14 protein-coding genes are annotated in these 21,861 nt (G+C 54.2%); 9 read left to right on the plus strand and 5 right to left on the minus strand.

The window, feature by feature from the left end; genetic code table 11:
- Positions 1-214: 214 nt before the first annotated feature.
- The 4 genes from MWH02_RS09385 (at position 215) to MWH02_RS09400 (ending at position 11,718) form a co-directional block, all read left to right on the plus strand.
- Entirely contained in the window at positions 215-8,812 is an 8,598-nt protein-coding gene (locus MWH02_RS09385; RefSeq protein WP_439652365.1) for a glycoside hydrolase family 94 protein, read from the plus strand.
- Between the two features lie 107 nt (positions 8,813-8,919).
- Positions 8,920-10,290 (plus strand): amidohydrolase, encoded by a 1,371-nt coding sequence (locus tag MWH02_RS09390; RefSeq protein WP_271460439.1) that lies wholly within the window; start codon positions 8,920-8,922, stop codon positions 10,288-10,290.
- Positions 10,291-10,424: 134 nt separating this feature from the next.
- A complete protein-coding gene (locus MWH02_RS09395; protein ID WP_271460440.1) occupies positions 10,425-11,135 on the plus strand; it encodes an SDR family oxidoreductase in 711 nt (236 codons plus the stop codon).
- A 139-nt stretch (positions 11,136-11,274) separates the two neighbouring features.
- Positions 11,275-11,718 (plus strand): hypothetical protein, encoded by a 444-nt coding sequence (locus MWH02_RS09400; protein WP_271460441.1) that lies wholly within the window; start codon positions 11,275-11,277, stop codon positions 11,716-11,718.
- Between the two features lie 128 nt (positions 11,719-11,846).
- Here the strand turns inward: MWH02_RS09400 and MWH02_RS09405 are convergent, their stop codons facing one another.
- Entirely contained in the window at positions 11,847-12,866 is a 1,020-nt protein-coding gene (locus MWH02_RS09405; RefSeq protein WP_271460442.1) for an MBL fold metallo-hydrolase, read from the minus strand.
- A 134-nt stretch (positions 12,867-13,000) separates the two neighbouring features.
- On the opposite strand from MWH02_RS09405, the gene MWH02_RS09410 reads away from it, so the two are divergent.
- From MWH02_RS09410 to MWH02_RS09420, 3 genes are all read left to right on the plus strand, one after another.
- On the plus strand, positions 13,001-13,330 hold the full coding sequence (locus MWH02_RS09410) for a gamma-glutamylcyclotransferase family protein (protein WP_101761533.1): 330 nt from the start codon (positions 13,001-13,003) through the stop codon (positions 13,328-13,330).
- A 141-nt stretch (positions 13,331-13,471) separates the two neighbouring features.
- The gene (locus tag MWH02_RS09415) at positions 13,472-14,275 is read left to right on the plus strand and encodes an MBL fold metallo-hydrolase (protein WP_271460625.1); all 804 of its coding nucleotides are present in this window, start codon (positions 13,472-13,474) and stop codon (positions 14,273-14,275) included.
- Between the two features lie 91 nt (positions 14,276-14,366).
- Positions 14,367-15,167: a MetQ/NlpA family ABC transporter substrate-binding protein gene (locus MWH02_RS09420; protein ID WP_101761535.1), complete on the plus strand. Its 801-nt coding sequence runs from the start codon at positions 14,367-14,369 to the stop codon at positions 15,165-15,167.
- A gap of 41 nt (positions 15,168-15,208) precedes the next feature.
- On the opposite strand, the gene MWH02_RS09425 is transcribed toward MWH02_RS09420, so the two are convergent.
- Entirely contained in the window at positions 15,209-16,318 is a 1,110-nt protein-coding gene (locus MWH02_RS09425; protein WP_271460443.1) for an SDR family oxidoreductase, read from the minus strand.
- A 348-nt stretch (positions 16,319-16,666) separates the two neighbouring features.
- Between MWH02_RS09425 and kup the strand changes: the two genes are divergently transcribed.
- Positions 16,667-18,535: a low affinity potassium transporter Kup gene (kup, locus tag MWH02_RS09430; protein WP_271460444.1), complete on the plus strand. Its 1,869-nt coding sequence runs from the start codon at positions 16,667-16,669 to the stop codon at positions 18,533-18,535.
- A 350-nt stretch (positions 18,536-18,885) separates the two neighbouring features.
- Positions 18,886-19,191: a YdgH/BhsA/McbA family protein gene (locus MWH02_RS09435; RefSeq protein ID WP_271460445.1), complete on the plus strand. Its 306-nt coding sequence runs from the start codon at positions 18,886-18,888 to the stop codon at positions 19,189-19,191.
- 129 nt (positions 19,192-19,320) lie between these two features.
- Here the strand turns inward: MWH02_RS09435 and MWH02_RS09440 are convergent, their stop codons facing one another.
- The 3 genes from MWH02_RS09440 to leuD are packed head-to-tail and all read right to left on the minus strand — an operon-like array spanning position 19,321 to position 21,861.
- Complete coding sequence (locus tag MWH02_RS09440; RefSeq protein WP_271460446.1) at positions 19,321-20,283, minus strand: LysR substrate-binding domain-containing protein; 963 nt, start codon at positions 20,281-20,283, stop codon at positions 19,321-19,323.
- Between the two features lie 31 nt (positions 20,284-20,314).
- Entirely contained in the window at positions 20,315-21,229 is a 915-nt protein-coding gene (locus tag MWH02_RS09445; RefSeq protein WP_271460447.1) for an alpha/beta fold hydrolase, read from the minus strand.
- Entirely contained in the window at positions 21,226-21,861 is a 636-nt protein-coding gene (gene leuD / locus MWH02_RS09450; RefSeq protein ID WP_271460448.1) for a 3-isopropylmalate dehydratase small subunit, read from the minus strand. The genes MWH02_RS09445 and leuD overlap by 4 nt, the downstream gene beginning before the upstream one ends.

Here is a 21,861-nt window from a genome sequence, read left to right on the forward strand (position 1 = left end):
CTCACACTTGACAACAACGTTAAAGATCCTCAACCCCATCATTACGTTCAGTTAAATGTTTTAAATTAACTTTTATTTTATAAACCAACCGTAAGATCGATTTGGCACTATACTCAAAACAGACAAATATTTTCCCTCGCCCTCTCTTATACCGTCGACTTTCCTGTTGATAGTGCTGACTTTTATAATCCATTGGATTTTTTGCGACGCCATTATGAAAAATAAACTTCCCACCGGGTCATTCATTAGCAGTAGTGCGCTTCCGGCAACGGCACGCAGTGGTTTTGAGTTTTTACATCACAGCGGTGTTTACCAGGCGAACCGGCCAGATGTTTTTTCCGAGCGGCAAATGGAAATATATGGCGAGCGTCTGGCAAAAACGCATCATCTTTCCGACGCCAAAAAAAGCTATAAATTATTGCAGCGGTTGACGGAAAACGAACAGGCGCTGATAAAAAGCGCTGAAATATTAAGTACCGGTGAGAAGCGTAATTTGACACCGGCTGGCGAATGGTTGCTGGATAATTTTTATATTATCGAAGAGCAAATTCGGATGGTGCGCCATCTGTTGCCCACCAAATTTGGTCAGGGTTTACCTGCGCTGAAAGACCCCGCGCACTCTTTACGCATTCAGGCGATCGCGGATGAGATGATCAGCCACAGTGATGGCCGCTTAGAGTCAGCAGTATTAGCGACCTTTATTCATGCTTATCAACGCGTGACGCCGCTGCTAATGGGTGAACTCTGGGCGCTTCCCGCTATGCTGCGCTTTGCGCTGCTCGATAACCTCGCACGTATTGCGCAAGGCGTTGCCGAGATTCATCAGGAGCGCAGCCAGGCCGAAGCGTGGATTAATGAGATCGTTCATTACTCCGCCAGGGACGCCACTCGCGTGATTCAGGTGATCGCCGATATGGCGCACAAAAACGATCAGCTTTCCGGCGCGTTTGTCGCCGAACTGGCGCGTAAACTGAATGGGCAGAATCACTCGCTGGCGCTCACGTGGGTGGAGCAACATCTGCTGAACACCGGGCGTAATACTGCGGATGTGATTGAACAATTCAACCGCCAGCTGGCACTGAGTCAGCTCTCGGTCAGCAACAGCATTGCCGGATTGCGCCAGCTTGGCGAAATCAACTGGCAGGATTTGGTGGAGTCGCTGAGCCTGGTCGAGCAAGTGCTGGCGCAGGATCCCGCCGGGATTTATCCCCAGATGCATTTTGACAGCCGCGATCAATATCGGCATGTGGTTGAAGAGCTGGCTCGCCAGAGCGAATTCGACGAGCTAAACGTGGCCAATCAGGTTTTGGCGCTGAGTCGTCAGGCTGCATTGCCAGCGCGCCAACAGCATATTGGTTACTTCCTACTGGATAAAGGGCGTGCGCAGCTTGAGCAACAGCTAAAGCCGCGCCGTTCCTGGCTGAATCAGGCGCGCCATCATCTCAGTCAAACGCCGCTGCTCTCCTGGCTGGGCAGCCTGACGTTATTGACCACCGCTTTCAGCGCCGAAGCGCTGTTTTTCACTCATCAATCCGCGATGTCGGTGGTGCTGTGGCTGTTACTGGTGCCGGCGGTGATCTTAATCAGCAGCCAGCTCGCCCTGCAGCTGCTCAGCGAAGTGACAACCCGCACCCGCCATCCGGTACCGCTTCCGCGACTTGATTACGAGCTGGCGGTACCGGAGGGCGATCGCACGCTGGTGGTGATCCCCTGTTTAATCAGCAGCAAACATGGTACCGATGCGCTGTTGCGGTCGCTGGAAACCAGCTATCTCGGTAATGCGCTCGACAACATCAGCTTTATGCTGCTGGCCGATTTCACCGACAGCGCAGCCGAACACGATGACGATGATGCTGAAATCATCGGTTATGCGGTGTTGAAAATTCAGGCGCTCAACCGCCGTTACAGCAGCAAGTCGCACAATGATGTGCTGTTTTCTCTGCTGCATCGCAACCGCGTGCACAACCCTTCGCAGGGCGTGTGGATGGGTTATGAGCGTAAGCGCGGCAAACTGCATGCGCTCAATCGCTGGCTGCAGGGCGAAGCGGAGATGTTTAACGTCATCGTCGGTGCCAGCCAGGCGCAAATGCGCACGGTGAAATACGTCATTACCCTCGATAGCGACACCATTCTGCCGCGAGAAACCGCGCACAAGCTGATTGGCATTATGGCGCATCCGCTCAATGCGCCGGTGTTTGATGACAGCCTGAATCGCGTGGTGGAAGGTTATGCCATTCTGCAGCCCCGTCTGGCGGAGGAGATTCCGCCCTTTGGCCAGGGCCGCTACGCGCGTCTCTCCAGCAGCGTGCCGGGCAACGATGCGTATTCATCGATGTCTTCAGATATCTATCAGGATCTGTTTGGCGAAGGTTCGTTTGTCGGCAAAGGCATTTACGATGTGGCGGCCTTTACCCGCGCGACGCGTAATACCTGCCCGGAAAATCTGGTGCTCAGCCACGATCTGCTGGAAGGCTGTTATGCGCGTTCTGGCGTGGTCAGTAATGTGGTGCTTTACGAACACTACCCGGATAACTATCTCAGCGATGTCGCGCGGCGTTTCCGCTGGGTACGCGGTGACTGGCAGCTGCTGAACTGGCTGAAACTACGCGTGCGACTGGAGGATGGCGGCTATCAGGCCAATCCGCTCAGTGCATTGTCGCGCTGGAAATTGTTCGACAACCTGCGTCGCAGTCTGATTGCGCCCGCCTTGCTGCTGCTGATGTTTCTGGCATTTAGTTGGGTGGCGAATCCGCTGTTTTGGCTCGGCTGCATGGCGCTGTTCCTGCTGTTGCCCAGCGCCTTAGCGTTAAGCATGGAAGGCATGCGCAAAAGCAAGACGCGCGCCTGGCAGCATCATCTCTCTATCCTGTCTTCGGATGCGTTAATGCGCCTGAGCCGCGCGGGACTGACGCTGGCGACATTACCGCATGAAAGCTACTGGTCGCTGAAGGCGATTATCGTCACGCTGTGGCGACTCAACGTGAGCGGGCAGTTTCTCCATGAATGGAAAAGCGCCTCGGCGGGCAGTTCGTCGCCCACGCCGTCACTGCGCCATTTTTATCAGGCGATGTGGTTTAACCCAGCGGCGGGCGTTGCACTGTCACTTTTAACCGCGCTGGTTAATCCTGAATTGATTGCGCTGGCGCTGCCGATCTCGCTGCTATGGCTCATCACGCCGTGTCTGTTGTGGCAGTTGAGTAAACCGGCCCATTCGCGCCAGAAAAAGCTCTCCGCCGAGCAGCAACAGTTTTTGCGCCACACCGCGCGTCACACCTGGGCTTGGTTTGAAGATTTCGTCACCGCCGAACATAACCACTTGCCGCCGGATAACTTTCAGGAAGTGTTGCAGCCGGTGGTAGCGCATCGCACCTCGCCGACCAATATCGGGCTGTCGCTGCTGGCCAATTTAACCGCATGGGATTTTGGCTACATTACGCAGAAACCGGTGATAGCCCGTTCGCTCGCCACGCTGGATAGCCTCGATCGCATGGAGCATTTTCGTGGACATCTCTACAACTGGTATGACACTTACACGCTGAAACCGTTAAATCCGCGCTACGTTTCTACCGTCGATAGCGGCAATCTCGCCGCGCACCTCGCCACCCTGCAAGCCGGACTGGCGCAGTGGAAGCATCTACCGGTGCTGGCTTTACCGGTGATTATGGCGGGCTTGAATGACACCTTGTTGCTGGCGAAAGCGCAAATGGGCACAGAGCGTAACGATCGCTGGGATGAGTTAACCGCGCAGTTTGATGCGCTGCAACAGGCCGCGCCCGTTGCGATTGCCAGTCATCTCTCGTCGCTGATCGCGCAGAGTGAAATTCTGCTGGCGCAGATGCAGCTGCCGCCGTTGCAGGTGAAATGGTTCGAACGGTTTATCCACCAGCTCAGCGATTTGCAGCAGGAGTGGACGCTGTTTTTCAGCTGGCTCACGCCGGATGATGATCTGCCTGCCGCCTTACCTTCTCTGCTGTGGCTGAGTGAGTTAGAGCGTCATCGCCCCGGCCTCCATTCTCAGCTCGCGGCGTCTGTGATGTGGGCCGCACGTGAACGCATGGCGACTTTGCTGGAGCTGGAAGGACGGCTGGAAGATCATGCAAAAATGGATTTCCGCTTTCTCTATATTGATAAAACCGCGCTGCTCAGCGTGGGTTACAATCTCGACAGCGGCGCGCTCGATAAAGGCCATTACGATCTCTTCCCGTCCGAAGTGCGCCTGACGCACTACTACGCCATCTCTGCTAATCAGCTGCCGGTAAAAAGCTGGTTCGTGCTGGGCCGTTTGTTCACCCAACTGGATAACAAACCGGCGGTGATGTCGTGGAGCGGCTCGATGTTTGAATACCTGATGCCGCATCTGGTGATGCCGGTTTACCCGGATACGCTGCTGGAGAAAATGGCGCTGTCGGCGGTGAAGCAGCAGATCGCGTCCGGTGATGCCGCGCAGATTCCGTGGGGCGTCTCCGAGTCGGCTTACGCCGCGTTCGATGACAGCCAAAACTATCAATACAAAGCTTTTGGTACGCCAGAGTTAGGGCTGAAGCGTGGCCTCAACGATGATCATGTGGTTGCTCCCTACGCCTCGCTGTTGGCGCTGATGGTGCTGCCGCATCAGGCCACCGACAACCTGATGCGACTGAAGAAAATGGGTGCCTGCGGCAAATACGGTTTTTACGAGGCGCTCGATTTCACCGCGCAGCGCCTGGCGCGCGGCCAGCAATTTGTCGCGGTGAAAACCTACATGGCGCACCACCAGGGCATGGGTTTTCTGGCGATTTCGCACCTGCTGCATGAAGCGCCGATGGTGGCGCGGTTTATGTCGAGTGCGCGCTTCCAGTCTTCCTACTTGCTGCTGCAGGAGCGCGTGCCGGATGACATTGAGCTGTATACGCCGCGTCGGCAGTTCGTTGACACCAGCGAGATCAAGCCGCGTTCAGATACGCCCGAACTGCGCGAGTTCAGCGGCTCGGCGGCGCATCTGCCGCAAATCCAGCTGCTGTCGAATGCCAATTATCATGTGATGGTGACGCAATCCGGCACCGGGTATAGCCAGTGGAAAGGATTGGCGTTAACCCGCTGGCGCGCCGATGGCACCAGCAATCAGCACGGTATCTTCTGCTACATCCGCGATCGCCAATCCGGCGAGCTGATTAGCCCGACGTTCCAGCCCAGCGGTGATGCGCGCCCGCAGCACATTGCGCGCTTTACCGACGCCGGCGCGGAGTTTGAATCGCGCATGGAAACGCTCAGCACCCGCACTCAGGTGGTGGTGTCGCCAGAAGATGATGTGGAAATCCGCCGCATCGTCCTGACCAACCATTCACGCCAGCTGCGTGAAATAGACATCACCAGCTACGCGGAAGTGGTGCTGGCTTCTGCCGCCAGCGATATGGCGCATCCGGCGTTCAGCAACCTGTTTGTGCAAACCGAAATCGTCACTGAACTGGAAGCGATTCTGGCACATCGCCGCCCGCGCGATGAGAAAACCGAGCCGCTGTGGATGTTCCACGCCCTGCTGATTCACGGCACCAGCGAGCGCGATACGCATTATGAAACCGACCGCGCACAGTTTATTGGTCGCGGCAGAACCGCCGCCAATCCGCAGGCGATGGCAGCCGATGGCGTACTCAGCGGCAGCGCCGGTGCGGTGCTCGATCCATTGCTGTCGATTCGCCAGAAAATCGCCATCAAAGCGGGTAAATCCGTCACCCTCGATCTGGTGTATGGCGTCACCACGCAGCGTGATGTCTGCCTTGGCTTGATTGAGAAGTATCGCAACAATGTCTACGCCAATCGGGTATTTGAAATGGCGGCCTCGCACAGTCAGGTGGCGCTGCGTCAGCTGAATATCCTCGCTGAAGATGCCAGTTTGTATAACCAGCTCGCCAGCGCGGTGATTTTTGCCAGCCCTGAAATGCGCGGCGACAGCCAGCGTCTGCAGCAGAATCGCCTGGGACAATCGTCGCTGTGGCGACACTCGCTGTCTGGCGACTTACCGATCGTGCTGGTGCGCATCGAAAACGGTACCCAGCTCAGCCTGGTGAGCAATCTGATTAAAGCGCATCAATACTGGCGCCAGAAAGGATTGACGGCAGATTTGGTGATCCTCAACGGCGAGCAAATCGGCTATCAGCAGCTGTTGCAAAATCAGCTGCTCAAAATGATTTCATCAGGCGAGATGCAGATGCTGACCGATAAGCCTGGCGGCATCTTCCTGCGCCAAAGCGAGCATTTTGCGGCCGAAGATGTCACGCTGCTACTCAGCGTAGCTGCCGTGGTGCTGGAAGGCCGCAACGGCAGTTTGGCCGACCAGCTGACGGTGCTGTTAAAACCGCAGCCGGTGGCGCCGCCTTGCCGCTTCCTGGCGCATAAACAGGCCTTTCCTGCGCCCGCCCGCCTCGCTGTGCCGGAAAACATGCAGTTGTTCAATGGCACCGGCGGCTACAGCGCCGATGGCAGTGAATATCACATTTTGTTGTCCCCACATCAGCAGACGCCCGCGCCCTGGTGCAATGTGCTGGCAAATAAACAGTTTGGTAGCGTGATTTCAGAAAGTGGTCAGGCCTACACATGGTATGAAAATGCGCATGAATACCGCCTGACGCCGTGGCACAACGATCCGGTCAGCGATACGTCGGGCGAAGCCTTTTATTTGCGCGATGAGGAGAGCGGCGATGTCTGGTCACCTATGCCGCTGCCGATGCGCGGCGCCGGAGATTATTTGACGCAGCACGGCATGGGTTACAGCCGCTTTATGCATCAGGAGCAAGGCATTAGCAGCACGCTCACCACCTTCGTAGCTGGCGAGCAGGCGGCGAAAATCACCCTGATTCAGCTCAGTAATCTGTCTGGCAAAACCCGTCATTTGTCGATCACCGGCTACGTCGAATGGGTGCTGGGTGAGCTGGTGAGCCAATCTGCCCGCCATGTACAAACTTCTTCGGCGATAGTGGCAGATGGCAGCGCCATTCTGGCGGTAAATCCTTATACCAGCAGCGGATCGATGCGCACCGCCTTCTTCGCCGCATCCGGCAATCAGATTGCTTTCAGCGGTAATCGCCTTGAGTGTCTGGGCCGCAATGGCTCGACGCGTAAGCCCGCGATGATGCAAGTGCGAGGCTTGTCGGGTAACACCGGCGCGGGACTCGATCCCTGCGCCACTCTGCAAACGCTGACCACCTTGATTGACGGCGATACGCGCACGCTGGTGTTCGTGTTAGGCGCGGCGGAAGATACCGCAGCGGCGTTGACGCTGATGCAGCAATTTCTTCCCAGCGAACAGGCGGAAGCCGAACTGGCGAAAGTGCAGCAGCAATGGCGCAATCTGTTAAACAAAGTCGAGGTGCAGACGCCCGATACAGCGGTGAATCTGCTGGCGAATAACTGGCTGCTGTACCAAACGCTGGCCAGCCGTTTGCTGGCGCGCAGCGGTTATTATCAGTCCGGTGGCGCGTTTGGCTTCCGCGATCAGTTGCAGGATACGTTGTCGCTCACCCACGCCGCGCCAAACTTACTGCGCGATCAGCTGGTGCTGTGCGCTTCCCGACAGTTCCTCGAGGGCGATGTGCAGCATTGGTGGCATCCGCCTGCCGGACGCGGCGTGCGCACCCGCTGCTCAGATGATTATCTCTGGCTGCCCTTTGCACTCTGCCACTACATCACCGCCACGGAGGATCTTGCGCTGTTAGAACAGCCGATTAGCTATCTTGAAGCGCCACTGCTCACCGCCGAAGAAGAGTCAGTTTACAGCCTGCCGAACGTCAGTCAGCTGCAGGAAAACCTGTGGCAGCATGGCTTGCGTGCCATTCAGCATGGTCTGAGGTTTGGTGAGCATGGTTTGCCGCTGATGGGTTCCGGCGACTGGAATGACGGCATGAGCGAAGTGGGTATTGCCGGTAAAGGTGAAAGCGTCTGGCTCGGCTTTTTCCTTTACAGCGTGCTCACGCGCTTTGCCGCGCTCTCCACCCGTATCGATCAGCCGGAAGCCGCCAGCTTGTGCGAAAAACAGGCGGAGAAGCTGAAAACGGCGCTCAATCAGCTCGCCTGGGATGGTGAATGGTTCCTGCGTGGCTACTTCGATAACGGTGAAACCCTGGGTTCACAGCGCAACGCCGAATGTCGCATTGATGCCATCGCGCAGAGTTGGTCGGTGCTGTCTGCGGCTGGCGATCACGACAAATGCGCCTCGGCGATGCAGGCACTCGATCAGCAATTGGTGGATAGCGATAACGGCCTGATTAAACTGCTGACGCCGCCGTTCAATGGCACAGGCCCCAATCCGGGATACATTCGCGGTTATCTGCCTGGCATCCGTGAAAACGGTGGGCAATACACGCACGGCGCGCTGTGGGCAATTATGGCGTTCGCCGAGATGGGCCAGGTCGAGCGCGCATGGGCGTTGCTGGCGCTGATCAATCCGATCAATCACAGCCTGGATTCGAATGCTGTTGCAACTTACAAAGTCGAACCTTATGTGATGGCGGCGGATGTCTACAGCGCCGAGAACCATGAAGGTCGCGGCGGCTGGACGTGGTACACCGGATCGGCGGGCTGGACTTATCAGCTGATCATCGAAAGCCTGCTTGGCATTACGCGCCACGGCGATAAATTGCGGCTGCGTCCGCGTCTGCCCAAAGCATGGCCGGGCGCGAAGGTGATTTATCATGAAGGGTCCGCGCGCTATGAGATTGAGATGCGGCGCACGCCCGGCGCTTATCAGCTGTGGCTGGATGATGTGCTGAGTGCCGATGATGCCATCACACTCAGCTGCGACGTCGGAAATCATCAGGTACGAATTCATCTTGCTGAGTAGCAATCACTGCGGTCATTAGTTTTCACCATAGCCAGCAGTGGAAAATATCGCAGCGCCCTGCCAGCGGCTATTTTAGGGTTATTCTCCCCCTACAAGGAGAATAATTCATGAGCCTCTTATCACCCGGCAATCGCCGGGATTTTCTCTCCGCCGGCATGAAACTCAGCGCCGCAGGCACCTTACTCAGCGCGGGCATGAGCCGCAGCATTCAGGCGGCAGAAACCTGCCAACCAGCCCATGCCAGCCGCGTTGATGTCACGCACTTTCTGCTGCGCAATGTGCGCCTGGAAGAAGCCTTTATCCGCAAACAGGATGTCATCACCGCCACGCAAACCGGTTTGTATGATGTTGAGGTGAATGCTGGCGAGATTGCCGCCATTCATCCTGCGGGCGTCAGCCTTAATCTGCCAACGTGGGACGCCGCCGGCTATCTGCTGCTGCCCGCCACGCGCGACATGCATATTCATCTCGATAAAACCTTTTACGGCGAAAGCTGGCGCGCCCCGCTGCCGCGCCACAGCGTGATCGATATGATCCATCAGGAAGAGCAGATCCTGCCCGAACTGCTGCCGACTTCTGAAATCCGTGCCGGGAAACTGATTGGCCTGCTGCAATCCAAAGGCAGCAGTTCTGCACGCAGCCATTGCAACATCGATCCGGTCAGCAAATTACACGGTCTGGAACATCTGCAGCAGGCGATTGCCAGCCATCGCGATGATTTTCATGCCGACATTGTCGCCTTCCCACAGCACGGATTATTGCGTTCGCACGTTGAAAGCATGATGCGCGAAGCGATGAAGATGGGCGCGAACTACGTCGGCGGACTGGACCCAACCAACGTTGACGGCGCGATGGAGAAGTCACTGGATACCCTGTTCAGCATCGCGCTCGATTTTGCTGCACCGATCGATATTCATCTTCATGAAACCGAACCGCACGGTGTGGCGGCGATCCGCTACATGCTGAAAACGGTGCGCAACAATCCGCAGCTGAAAGGCAAAGTCACCCTCAGCCACGCCTTTGCCCTGGGGACGTTACAGGGTAACGAACTGACGGCGATGATTGAGGAACTAAAAGAGCAGCAGTTTAGTATCGCCACCACCGTACCGATTGGTCGCGTAATCATGCCGCTGCCGCAGTTGCGCGCCGCTGGCGTGCCAGTGTGGTCGGGCACCGACACCATCGCCGATCACTGGCAGCCGTTTGGCAGCGGCAGCATGCTGGAGAAAGCCAACGTCTATTCGCAACTCTATCGTGGGCCGGATGAGTATTCTCTGAGCCGCGCGTTAGGTATCGCCACCAACGAGGTGTTGCCGCTGAATAGCCACGGCGAACAGCAATGGCCGAAAGCACAGGACCACGCCACCATGATGCTGGTTAACGCCAGTTGCTCTGCGGAAGCTGTTGCGCACATCGCGCCGGTGATGGCGACGTTCTTTAATGGCAAACAGACGTTTGGCAGCCTGAAAAAGGTGTAAATATCGACCTGGTGCGCATCAATGCGCACCCTAAAAAAGCTGTATGGCGAAAGCCAGCAATTTATAGTCAATTTCGGCATTTGCCTGCGGCCGTCCTTTTCCATAGCTTGAAATCATCAACAGGAGAGGAATCTATGACAGCATCAGCATTACCGGTCGCGATTGTCACCGGCGGCAACAGCGGCATTGGCCTGGAAACCGTGATGTTATTGGCGGCCGATCATCAGGTTTACGCGATTGGGCGCAATCAGCAATCGTTGCAGGCTTTAGAACAGGTCACCAATGTGATTCCGCTTGCACTGGATATCACAGATTTTGCCGCCGTGGCCGCGTTCACCGCCACATTAAATCGGGTTGATGTGCTGGTGCATTCGGCGGCGATCTCGATTCTCAGCACTACCTTCTCCGCCACGCCAGAACTGTGGCAACAGCACCTGAACATTAATGTCATTGCGCCTGCAGAACTCACGCGCTTAACCTTGCCCGCCCTGCGCGCCTCACAGGGCAAAGTGGTGTTTATCAACTCCGGCTCCGGGACGCTGGCGTTAGCGGGACACGTCATTTACTCCGCCTCCAAATTTGCCCTTACCGCGCTGGCGCATGCGCTGCGTAGCGAAGAGAGCGAACATGGCGTGCGGGTTGCGACAGTCGCGCCCGGCCCAACCGATACGCCGATGAATCAAGCCTCGCGTGCCCGCGCGGGTAACCATGCACCGATCAATCCGCAGGAGTATCTCGATGCGAGTTCGGTGGCGCGCGCCGTGCGGTTTATTGTGGATAGCCCGGAAGATACGCAGATTGCAGATATTGTGATTCGTCCACGCCGCGATAAAGCCAGGCGCTGATTCAGCATTAAAAAATCCGTAATGCGAGGCTGCCATCCGGCGGCCTTTTTCTTTTTTACGTTTTTTTAGCAATATTCTCACTGCTCATTCGTCTACCTCATCACCAGCAGTTATCCGTTAATGTAATGAGGACAAAACAATGAGAGATTTTGATATGCACAGACGCGGTCATCGGGATCATTTTGGCGGTCATCGCCTGGCGAAACCGCTGCTGATGGGCGCGGTGATTATCGCCGCACTGGGCTTGTTGGTGATGTCGCTGTGGAATGCGTTGCTGCCGGGCATCATCGGCGTGAAAAGCATCGGTTTATGGCAGGCGCTGGGCTTGCTGGCGTTGTGCCGCATCTTGTTTGGCGGTTTGGGATTCCGTCCGGGCATGTTCGGCATGGCGCGTCGCCGCATGCACGAACGCTGGATGCAGATGACGCCAGAACAGCGCGAAGAGTTTATGCAGCATCGCCGCAATCGCTTTGGTCATCGTGGTCATCACGATCGCTGCGACTGGCATGGTCGTTATGATGAGCGAGGTGAAACGCGTCCGCAGCCAGAGAATAATCCGCCCAAATCCAGCGACGCCGGGTAAGCGTGATGGCGCAGGATTCACTGCTGATGTCGGCAATCACCGCCTGCCGCACTAAGCTGAATGCGTTCATTCGCGGGCGAACTGACGAAATAACCGGATAACCCGATTGCCTGGCAATCGGGCATCATTTACCACCACTTTTTCTCTTGCTGCGGCTGCAAAAATTGCACGCCTTGCCCGAGTTGTGGCATCGACACATTAATCTGCTGTTCCTGCGCCAGCGTCACTATTTGATTAAGCGGATCATTCCATGCATGAAACGCTAAATCGAAAGCGGCATTGTGAATCGGGAACAGCCATTTCGCGTTAAGGTCAATAAAGGCTTTGATGGTGTCTTGTGGCAGCATATGAATATCGGCCCAGCGACGGTCATAAGCGCCGTTTTCCAGAAAGGCCATATCGAACGGGCCGAATTTATTACCGATGTGTTTGAAACCATCGAAATAACCGGAATCCCCGCCATAGAACAGGCGGAAATCATCGCTGATAATGCTCCATGAGCACCACAGCCGCTTATTACTGTCGAACATGCCACGGCCAGAAAAATGCTGCGATGGCGTGGCGACAAAATGAATACCGCCGATATTCTTTGATTCCCACCAATCCAGCTGGGTGATTTTTTTCGGCGCAACGCCCCAGGATATCAGTAAATCACCGACACCCAGCGGCGTCAGGAAATAGCGCACGCGGTCTTTGAGCTGCAAAATGGTGTGATAATCCAGATGGTCATAATGATCATGCGAAAGAATGATCCCTTCGATGGGCGGCAAATCTTCAAGCGCAATCGGCGCAGGCTGGAAGCGTTTCGGGCCAAACCACGTAAAGGGCGAAGCACGCTGCGTAAATACCGGATCGGTCAGCCAGTATTTGCCCTGCATTTTAAATAGCAATGATGAGTGGCCAAGGCGAAATACGCTGTTATCCGCCGCAGCCGCAAGTTGCTGCGCGTCGAGTTTGATGAGCGGCAGCGCAGATTCAGGTGTGGTATTTTTCGGTTTGTTAAAGGCAAAATCCCAGAATAGTTTGGCGAACTCAGTTAATCCTAACTGCTGGCGTGGGATCTTATTGTTAAACCTTTTGCCATCAAACTGAGCGGATTGCGGATAGCGTTTTATATTGCAGCGACAAATGCTCGAACTATTCAACATTGATCTTTTACCTCTCATCGCGGGTCCTTCAGAATAGTCACTTTTACGGCAACGCACATCGCATAATGGGCGGTTGATGACATCGCTAACGCCGAGAGTTAAAGTAACCCTTTTGCTTGATTTTATGAGGGAAAATGAAACGTTTATTTGTTTACGGTACGCTCCAGCCCGGCCATTCAAATGCGCATATTCTGGAAAACATCGGTGGCGAATGGCTGGCGGGAACGGTTTCAGGCACCTTTTATGAACGCGGCTGGGGCGCAGCAGCAGATTTCCCCGGCATTGTGTTGCAGGAAAACGGCCCACGCGTGCCGGGTTATCTGTTTATCTCAGAGAAACTTGAACCGCATTGGCCGATGCTCGATGAGTTTGAAGATGGCTACGATCGCGTGGAAGTTGATGTCACCACCAGCAATGGCGAGCTGATCACGGCGTGGATTTATCAGTTGCAGCCGCAACTTTAACTTCACAATGCCAGTATTTACGCCCGATTTCCTCTTCCACCCCAAATGCGGTGCAACGTCCTCAATACAATCTGTAATGATCTGCGCACGTCCTGATTTCGGCTTCTAGAATGAATCTCAAATAGACGAGAGGAATTCATGATGATCAAAGTCTGCACCGCCTGCGGCACATCTTACGATGAGCAACAGAGTCAAATCGAACACTGTAAAATATGTGAAGATGAACGACAGTTTGTGCCGGCTAGCGGGCAAAAATGGACTTCACTGCACAGCCTGCAAGCCACACACTGCAATAAATGGCAGCAGCACGCTGCCAACGTGTTCAGTCTGCAAACCGTGCCCAGCTTTGCTATTAATCAACGCGCTTTTCTGCTGCAAACGCCGCACGGCAATATTCTGTGGGATTGCATCGCTAATTTCGATAATGCCACCAAAGCGATTGTTACCGCGCTCGGCGGTATTCACGCCATCGCTATTTCGCATCCGCACTATTACAGCACCATGCAGGATTGGGCAGCGGCATTCGACGCGCCGATCTATCTGCATGCTGACGATAGTGAATGGATTATGCGCGACAGCCCGCATATTCATCTTTGGCAAAATGACGCGCTGGAAATTGTGCCGGAAGTGAAACTGGTCCGCCTTGGCGGACATTTTGCCGGCGGATGCGTATTGCATTGGACGCACGATGACGGCGTGCTGTTGAGTGGCGATATCGTGCAAGTCGCGCCTGGCGCGGATGCGGTGTCATTTATGTGGAGCTATCCAAATATGCTGCCGTTACCGGCGGCGGCAGTCAGCGATATTATGCGTCGGCTGGCGGCGCTAAAATTTTCGCGCTTATACGGCGCATTCGAGCATCGCCAAATTCTCACTGACGCGCAGCGGATCGTGATGCAGTCGGGCGAGAAATATATTGCCTGCTTGCAGAAGTCTCTCTCCTGAACGAATTGTAAGCAAACGCGCTGCGGATGGATGTACAGACGTCTAAACATCCATTATAGTCCGTTCCCTACGTTTAAAGGGAATCCGCGCAATGAAGAAAATTTTACTCACGACGCTGCTGGCTGCATCCGTGGCGCTGCTTAGTGGCTGCAACAAAGACGATGAAAATCAAATCAAAGTGGCCATTAATACCGGACCAGACCAGGCGCTGTGGGATACCGTGAAGCAAGTGGCGCACGACAAATATCAGCTGGATGTCGATGTGGTGGCCTTCAATGATTATGTGCAGCCGAATGAAGCGCTGTTCAACAAAGATGTCGATGCCAACGCCTTCCAGAGCCTGCCTTATCTGGAGATGCAATCCAAAGAGCGCGGCTACCACTTCGCCGTGGTCACCAACACCTTCGTGTTCCCGATTGCAGGTTACTCGCGCAAGATAAAATCGCTGAAAGCGTTGCCTGACGGCGCCACCGTGACCCTCTCCAACGAAGCCACCACGCTCGGCCGCAGCCTGCTGCTGTTGCAGGCGCAGGGCTTGATCAAAGTGAAACCGGAAGCGGGCCTGCTGCCAACCACGCTGGATATCACCGACAATCCGAAGAAGCTGAAAATTGTTGAGGTGGATACACCGCAGCTGGCGCGTACGCTGGACGATCCGCAGGTTTATCTTTCGATCATCAACAACAACTTCGCCGCGCTGGTTAATCTCTCTGCCTCGCGTGACGGCATGTTTATGGAAGGCAAAGCCTCACCTTACGTGAATGCGATTGTGGCGCGTGAAGATAATAAAGACAGCGCCAACGTGCAGAAGCTGAAACAAGCCTTCCAGTCACAGGAAGTGCTGGATAAAGCCAACGAGATCTACAAAGGCGACATTATTAAAGGCTGGTAAATTGGCGGAAACTGCGCAGATATTAACTGCGCAGTTTCAGCTTATTTGAAATCGACCTCCATCAACTCCGCAATAGTTGCATTACGCGTTGAAGCGACACAATGATGCAAATAGTCAGTAAACTTTGACGATGGCGGCATACCCAGCTCCAGCAATTTTTCATTGCTGAACACCACATTCAGTTTTGAAAAATGTCCATACAGATTCATGGCGCGTAATAAGATGCGTTCATTACAGGGACCAAACAGCGAAGAAAATGAGCTCCTGCTCGCTGCCAGTTCACGGTAATTCACTTTCTGATACGTTTCGGCCACCGCAACGTGTCCCGAGGCTTGTGCCATCGCCTGATCAATCTCAGCAAACGTGACGCTGCTATTTTCACCCGCTGAAATATGAATAATCGTCTTCTCCACGTTGGGAGCCGTCAATAACAACTCCAGCGCATCGGCACAGTAATCGACCGGCACCACATCAATACGGTCATTCAGCTCACACATAAATTTGCCTAACGTGAGCACCATGCGAAATACCCAAAAAATGCTTGGGGACGGCGCACAGCCACAGTCCGAATGCCCCACCACAATGGATGGTCGCGCGATGACTAAGGGCAGATTAGGTAACATCTCGCTCATCATTCTTTCAACCGTCGCTTTACTCCACGTATATTCCACAACGTGTTGTTCGCGCAGCGTATTCAACTCACTTTCTACCACCAGCGAATTGGCTTCGGGTGCACACGACATCGCGGTACCGACATGCACAAAGCGCTTGAGCCCTTTCACCCGCGCCATACGACTGGCAAATGCGAAGGTGCCTTCTACATTGACTTTCCAGATCAGGGGATTCGCGCCAAACGAGGCGACAGCGGCGCAGTTAAGCACATGCGTAACCTTGGTCAAGCGCGCATCGTCAATAAACCGTTCCGGCTCAGCAAGATCGCCTATTAAGATGTTCTCGTGGGTGAGCCTGTTTAATTGACCGGCTTCAACGCCAAATTTAATCAGGTTTTCCTTAATTCGCTCTAATCCTGCAGCTTGACTATTAGCCCGCACTAATAAAAGTAGTCGGTAATGATCACTTTTCTTTAGCAGATTAACCGCGGCCGCACCGCCCAAAAATCCAGTTGCACCCGTTATGAGTACTGTATTCATATTTTTTAACCCACCGGTTCGTTACAGGAAAAACTGTGCATTTAGCTGGCTCGAATCTATGCTCGCGTGGGTAAATGATGAATAAATGCCCTGTGCTTTCCTGCGGGTAAAACCGCTCCAGTGAGCATTGGTTTATATATGTTTAAATGTGATATTTGGGCCTCAGTGCGCAGTCAAATATTCCATTACCCTCAGCGTGAAAAATGAGCGCGATATAAAAATGGTGTAAAAATATCGTCGTTACGCGTAAAAATGCTGTACGTAAATTCGCCTGCCACTGTTCGCTTCGGTCGCAAACAGGTATGTTCGCCCTCATTAGCCTCAACCCTGATAAAACACAGGAAATCTATGAGTCAAAGTGAAAAACAGTCTTTGCCTGCTGGCATGCTGGCGGCCGCAGGGATCGTGTTTGGGGATATCGGCACCAGCCCGCTTTATACCCTTAAAGAGTGCCTCTCCATTTTGCCTAATGGCGCCGTCTCCACCACCGCAGTGATGGGATTTTTGTCGCTGATTTTCTGGGCGCTGACGCTGATCGTGACGCTGAAATACGTCTGCTTTGTGATGCGCGCCGATCATGATGCCGAAGGCGGCGTATTAACGCTGATGTCGCTGGCACGCCAGCATGTTGGGCCGAGAGCCTCGCACATCATTGTGTTAGCAGGCTTGATTGGCGGCGCGTTCTTCTACGGCGATGGCGTGATCACGCCGGCGATTTCGGTACTGTCGGCGATCGAAGGTATCGAAGTGGTGTCACCTGAGCTGGATAAATATGTGGTGCCGCTGGCAGTGGCGATTCTCACGCTGCTGTTTATGATCCAAAAACACGGCACCGAGAAGGTCAGTAAAGTGTTCGGCCCGGTGATGTTTGTCTGGTTTGTGTCGATTGCCCTGTTAGGCATTCGCGGCATCCTGCTTAATCCCGAAGTGCTATACGCGCTGAATCCCTCCTATGCGCTGACGTTCCTGCTTAGCCACAAAGCGCTTTCGTTTGCCGCGCTGGGCATGGTGGTGCTGGCGGTGACCGGCGCGGAGGCGCTCTATGCTGATATGGGACATCTGGGCAAAGCGCCGATTCGCATGGCCTGGCTGGTGATCGCCATGCCCGCGCTGGTGCTCAACTACTTTGGGCAGGGCGCGCTGGTAATTGCCGATGCGCAGGCCCTCAATAACCCGTTCTTTAATCTCGCGCCGGGTTGGGGACAGATCCCGCTGATTGTGCTGTCAACGCTGGCCACGGTGATCGCCGCGCAGTCGGTGATTACCGGCGTGTATACACTGACGCATCAGGCGATCCGTCAGGGATTTCTACCGCCGATGCGCATCATCTTCACCTCGCACACGGAATCCGGTCAGATCTATATTCCGGTGGTGAACTGGCTGCTGTTTGTCGCGGTGACGGTGATTGTGCTGGCGTTCCGACAATCATCAGCGCTCTCTTCGGCGTACGGCATAGTGGTGACCGGCACCATGGTGATCACCGCGTGTCTGGCGGGCGTGGTAGCGCTGCGTAACTGGAAGTGGCCGCTGCCGGTGGCGCTGGTTTTCCTGCTGTGTATGTTAAGCATTGATGTGCCGCTGTTCAGCGCTAACCTGATGAAACTGCTGTCCGGCGGTTGGGTGCCGGTGCTGCTGGCGCTGAGCATGATGGGATTGATGCTCATTTGGAGCAGCGAGCGTAATCGCCTGATCCGCAAGTTGAATAACGATCCTGAGAGCCTTCAGGCGCTGGTGCGATCGCTGGAAACCCATCCGCCCAGTCGTGTGCCGGGCACCGCAATCTTCCTCTCACGTAAAGAGCATGAGATTCCGCAGGCGCTGCTACATAACCTTAAACACAACCGCGTGCTGCATAAACGTGTGGTGCTGCTGCATATTCGCACCACCGATATCCCGCGCGTCTACAACCAGAAGCGTCTGAGCATCACTCAATTGTCGCCAACCTTCTGGCAAGTGACCGCCGCTTACGGCTGGCGCGAGACGCCATCGATGGCCGAGATCCTGCATTTATGCGGACTGGAAGGATTAGGTTGTACCGTCAATGAAGCCTCGTTCTTTACCTCACACGACACGCTGGTGATGAAGAAGAGAAAAGGGTTGATGCGCATTAAAGGCGGTATTTTCCACTTCTGCCAGCGCAATGCGCAGCGCGCACATGAGCAATTTAATATCCCGCCGAATCGGGTCATTGAATTGGGCGGGCAGCGCGAGTTTTAATCTACCGATGACATAAAGCGCAGGTATCGTAGCGGCGCAGTTCATTGCGCGATAAATCGCGCCGCTACTGTTCAGGCGTTATATTCAACCTCCTGTCGACTGTTAGGGTTAACACACCAAATGTAACCAGATGCAAAAATAGTCGCGTAAGGTTGAATGAGTTGTGGCTGAATCTTTCTTAACATCTAATTAGCAATTAAAGCTAAAACGCTTAACCTGAAAAGGTGTTTATTAACTTCACCGGCAATCATCACTCGCCGTAAACATTTAGGGTGTCAGCACATTACCAACAATTGAAAGATTCGTAGCTGCGGCCATTGGCTCAGTTATTATTTGCGAGGAGTATCGCCATGAAACAATTAATTAATGACGTAATATCTATTTTCACACCGCAATCTGTTAAACCGGTTTTAATTCGCGGCGATTTAACCCATCGCGAGCTTTCATCGATTCATCCGGTAGGCTTTACTTCGGTGAGCTGGGCGACTTCAATGGAAGAGCTGAATGACGCCTTTTTGCAGAAAGCCGTTGCTGCCGGTGCGGTGGGTTATCACATCACCGAAGTGGAATCCCACGAACCGGCGCACGATGGTCAGCACGTCATGGCCGCTACCGCAACGTTGTATCATATCAATAGCAAAGTGGCTTATGGCTAATGCTAATACCCGTCATACTTCAAGTTGCAGGAGCGTTGGCCGCGCATGTTCACCCCAGTCACTTACTAATGTAAGCTCCTGGGATTCACATACTTGCCGCCTTCCTGCAACTCGAATTATTTAGGGTATTTATAATTTACCCTTCATCATCGGCAGGCTTTTTTCTGCAAAATAGTCGGCAAGAAAATCAATAAACACTTTAATGCGCGGCGATTCAGAAGCACGCTGCGTGTAAACCGCCCAGATATTCGCTTCCTGATACCATTGCGGTAATACGTGCAGCAATTGGTTTTCGCTTAAATACGGCGCCACATCCCAGGCAGAACGCAACGCAATACCGTGCGATTTCAGTGCCCAATTCAGAATCACTTTTCCGCTGTTCGATGAATAATGGCTATTCAGGCGACAAACGATTTTATTTTCGCCGTCCGTTAACGTCCAATGCCCAAAGGTATTATTATTCTCATTAATAATAAGACAGCTGTGATCGATTAAATCATCCAGCGTCTCCAGCGGACGTGACCGGGCTAAATAATCTGCCGTAGCACAAAGAATACGCCGATTGGCGGCTAATTTTCTGGCTATGTAGGAGTGATTCACATCATCACCCACCCGAATATCGACGTCAGTGCCTGACTGCAATAAATCAATATCGCGATCGCTGAGCATCAATTTGATGTTCAGTGACGGATGGCGCGTCATAAATTCGGCTATCGCATCGGACAAATAATCCTGGCCAAAGCCAAATGAGCAGGCAACGGTGAGATCGCCGGTCAATTCGCCGCGCCACTGCTGGAAGTTATTCAGGAAGGAGTCCATTTCGTGCACCACTTGCAACGCACCTTCCAACGCCTTTTCACCTTCTGGCGTCAGGCGCATCACGCGGTTGGTGCGGAAAAATAGGCGGGATTCTAACTGCTTTTCGAGGATGGCAATCCGCTTGCTAATGTAGGATGGCGACTGGCCGAGCTCAATCGCAGCGCGGCCAAAACCTTCATAGCGCGCTACGCTGATAAAGACATACAGATCTTCGACTGACGGCCAACCCTGAAGCGGCTTCTGATAACTTTTTCCGGCAAGCAGTATTTTCATCACCATCACGGCGTTAGCGAAATTTAGCCGGTTATAACACAGAATCCAGAAAGCGCTGAAGCTGACTTAAAAACAGTTCAGACACTTCCTCATGCGGTGAATGACCGCAAGGTAATGCGTTGCCCTGAATATTGCGCGCTTTATCCCGCCAGGTTTCCACCACGTTATATAACTGGCCAACCGTGCCCTTTTCTCCCCATAACAACAGGAGCGGCGCCTCAATGCGTTTATCGCTGTCCTGCGCATCATCGTCTAAATCAATCGTCGCCGCGGCGCGATAATCTTCGCACACCGCGTGAATCATCTCTTTATTTTGATAACAGCGCAGGTAATCGTTGAAGATGACCTCCTCGGTGGCGCCCGGCGTTTTTAATTGCCCATCAATGTGTTTACGCAGGAATAATGCCGGATCGTGGCCGATCAGGGTTTCAGGTAATGGATAAGGTTGAATCAGGAAGAACCACCAGAAATAGCGCGTGGCAAAGGCTTTGTTGGTTAAGGCGTACATGGTCGCGGTCGGCGCAATATCAACAAACACGCAGCAGGAAAGTTTTTCCGGATGATCAAGCGCCAGCCGATGGCCCACGCGCGCACCGCGATCGTGCCCGACAAATGCCACGCGCTCTAATCCCAACGCCTCGATTAACAGGCTGATATCCTGCGCCATCACCCGTTTCGAGTAAGCGCGATGCGCCTCATCACTCGGCGGCTTGTCGCTGTCGCCGTAACCGCGCAGATCCGGCAGGATTACGCGATACTGCTGCGCCAGCTGCGGTGCAATTTTGCGCCACGCCAGATGATTTTGCGGATGTCCGTGCAGCATCAGCAGTGGCGGACCTTCGCCGCCCATCGCGACGCGCAGCGTCACGCCGTTCGCCAGACGCACATCGCTCAGCGTAAAGCCGTCAATAAAGGGTGAATCACCGCGTGGCGTAATCTCACTCATGCTGGTGCATCCTGTTGGATTTGATCGCGTTTTAGCCACGGACGCTGGGCAAAATGCTGCGCTTCAAACTGGGTGATATCGGATTCGTACTGTAACGTCCAGTCCACCGCGCTGCCGCCGCCCAATAACATCTCGCGTTTCAACGCACTAACTGAAAAGGCAATGCGTTGATTATTGAAGAGGATTGCCTGTTGTTCCAGCGACACGGTAATGCGATTACTGGCGGCATCGTTCGCTAGCGCGCTCAGGCGCTGATAATCCTCTTCGCTTAACGTCAGCGTCAAAACGCCATTGCGCTGGCAGTTATCGTCGAAGATGCCGGCAAAGCTGGTGCCGATAATGGCGCGGATGCCGAGCTGATTGAGTCCCCACACCGCATGTTCGCGGCTGGAGCCGCAGCCGAAATTGGCGCCCACCAGTAAGAAGGCGGCGTTTTCCCAACCGGCTTGATTAAGAATGAAAGCGGGATTTGGGCGGCCGTCGGGCAGGAAGCGCAGGTCGAAGAACACACCGCGATCCAAATTCTTACGATCGATGCCTTTGAGAAACTGCTTTGGCATGATCACATCGGTATCAATATTGGCCGCCGGTAGTGGCGCCAGCGTGCCCGTCATGTTGTTAAATGCTTCCAT

This window comes from Pantoea leporis (genome assembly GCF_028048155.1).
Taxonomy (GTDB): Bacteria; Pseudomonadota; Gammaproteobacteria; order Enterobacterales; family Enterobacteriaceae; genus Pantoea; species Pantoea leporis.

What these genes read in the sequence shown, in the direction of transcription:
- MWH02_RS09405 (WP_271460442.1), bottom strand. Translation starts at nt 12,866, where the DNA reads ATGTTGAATAGTTCGAGCATTTGTCGCTGCAATATAAAACGCTATCCG.
- leuD (WP_271460448.1), bottom strand. Translation starts at nt 21,861, where the DNA reads ATGGAAGCATTTAACAACATGACGGGCACGCTGGCGCCACTACCGGCG.
- MWH02_RS09390 (WP_271460439.1), top strand. Translation starts at nt 8,920, where the DNA reads ATGAGCCTCTTATCACCCGGCAATCGCCGGGATTTTCTCTCCGCCGGC.
- MWH02_RS09415 (WP_271460625.1), top strand. Translation starts at nt 13,472, where the DNA reads ATGATCAAAGTCTGCACCGCCTGCGGCACATCTTACGATGAGCAACAG.
- MWH02_RS09445 (WP_271460447.1), bottom strand. Translation starts at nt 21,229, where the DNA reads ATGAGTGAGATTACGCCACGCGGTGATTCACCCTTTATTGACGGCTTT.
- MWH02_RS09440 (WP_271460446.1), bottom strand. Translation starts at nt 20,283, where the DNA reads ATGAAAATACTGCTTGCCGGAAAAAGTTATCAGAAGCCGCTTCAGGGT.
- MWH02_RS09420 (WP_101761535.1), top strand. Translation starts at nt 14,367, where the DNA reads ATGAAGAAAATTTTACTCACGACGCTGCTGGCTGCATCCGTGGCGCTG.
- MWH02_RS09410 (WP_101761533.1), top strand. Translation starts at nt 13,001, where the DNA reads ATGAAACGTTTATTTGTTTACGGTACGCTCCAGCCCGGCCATTCAAAT.
- MWH02_RS09395 (WP_271460440.1), top strand. Translation starts at nt 10,425, where the DNA reads ATGACAGCATCAGCATTACCGGTCGCGATTGTCACCGGCGGCAACAGC.
- MWH02_RS09435 (WP_271460445.1), top strand. Translation starts at nt 18,886, where the DNA reads ATGAAACAATTAATTAATGACGTAATATCTATTTTCACACCGCAATCT.
- MWH02_RS09385 (WP_439652365.1), top strand. Translation starts at nt 215, where the DNA reads ATGAAAAATAAACTTCCCACCGGGTCATTCATTAGCAGTAGTGCGCTT.
- MWH02_RS09425 (WP_271460443.1), bottom strand. Translation starts at nt 16,318, where the DNA reads ATGAATACAGTACTCATAACGGGTGCAACTGGATTTTTGGGCGGTGCG.
- MWH02_RS09400 (WP_271460441.1), top strand. Translation starts at nt 11,275, where the DNA reads ATGAGAGATTTTGATATGCACAGACGCGGTCATCGGGATCATTTTGGC.
- kup (WP_271460444.1), top strand. Translation starts at nt 16,667, where the DNA reads ATGAGTCAAAGTGAAAAACAGTCTTTGCCTGCTGGCATGCTGGCGGCC.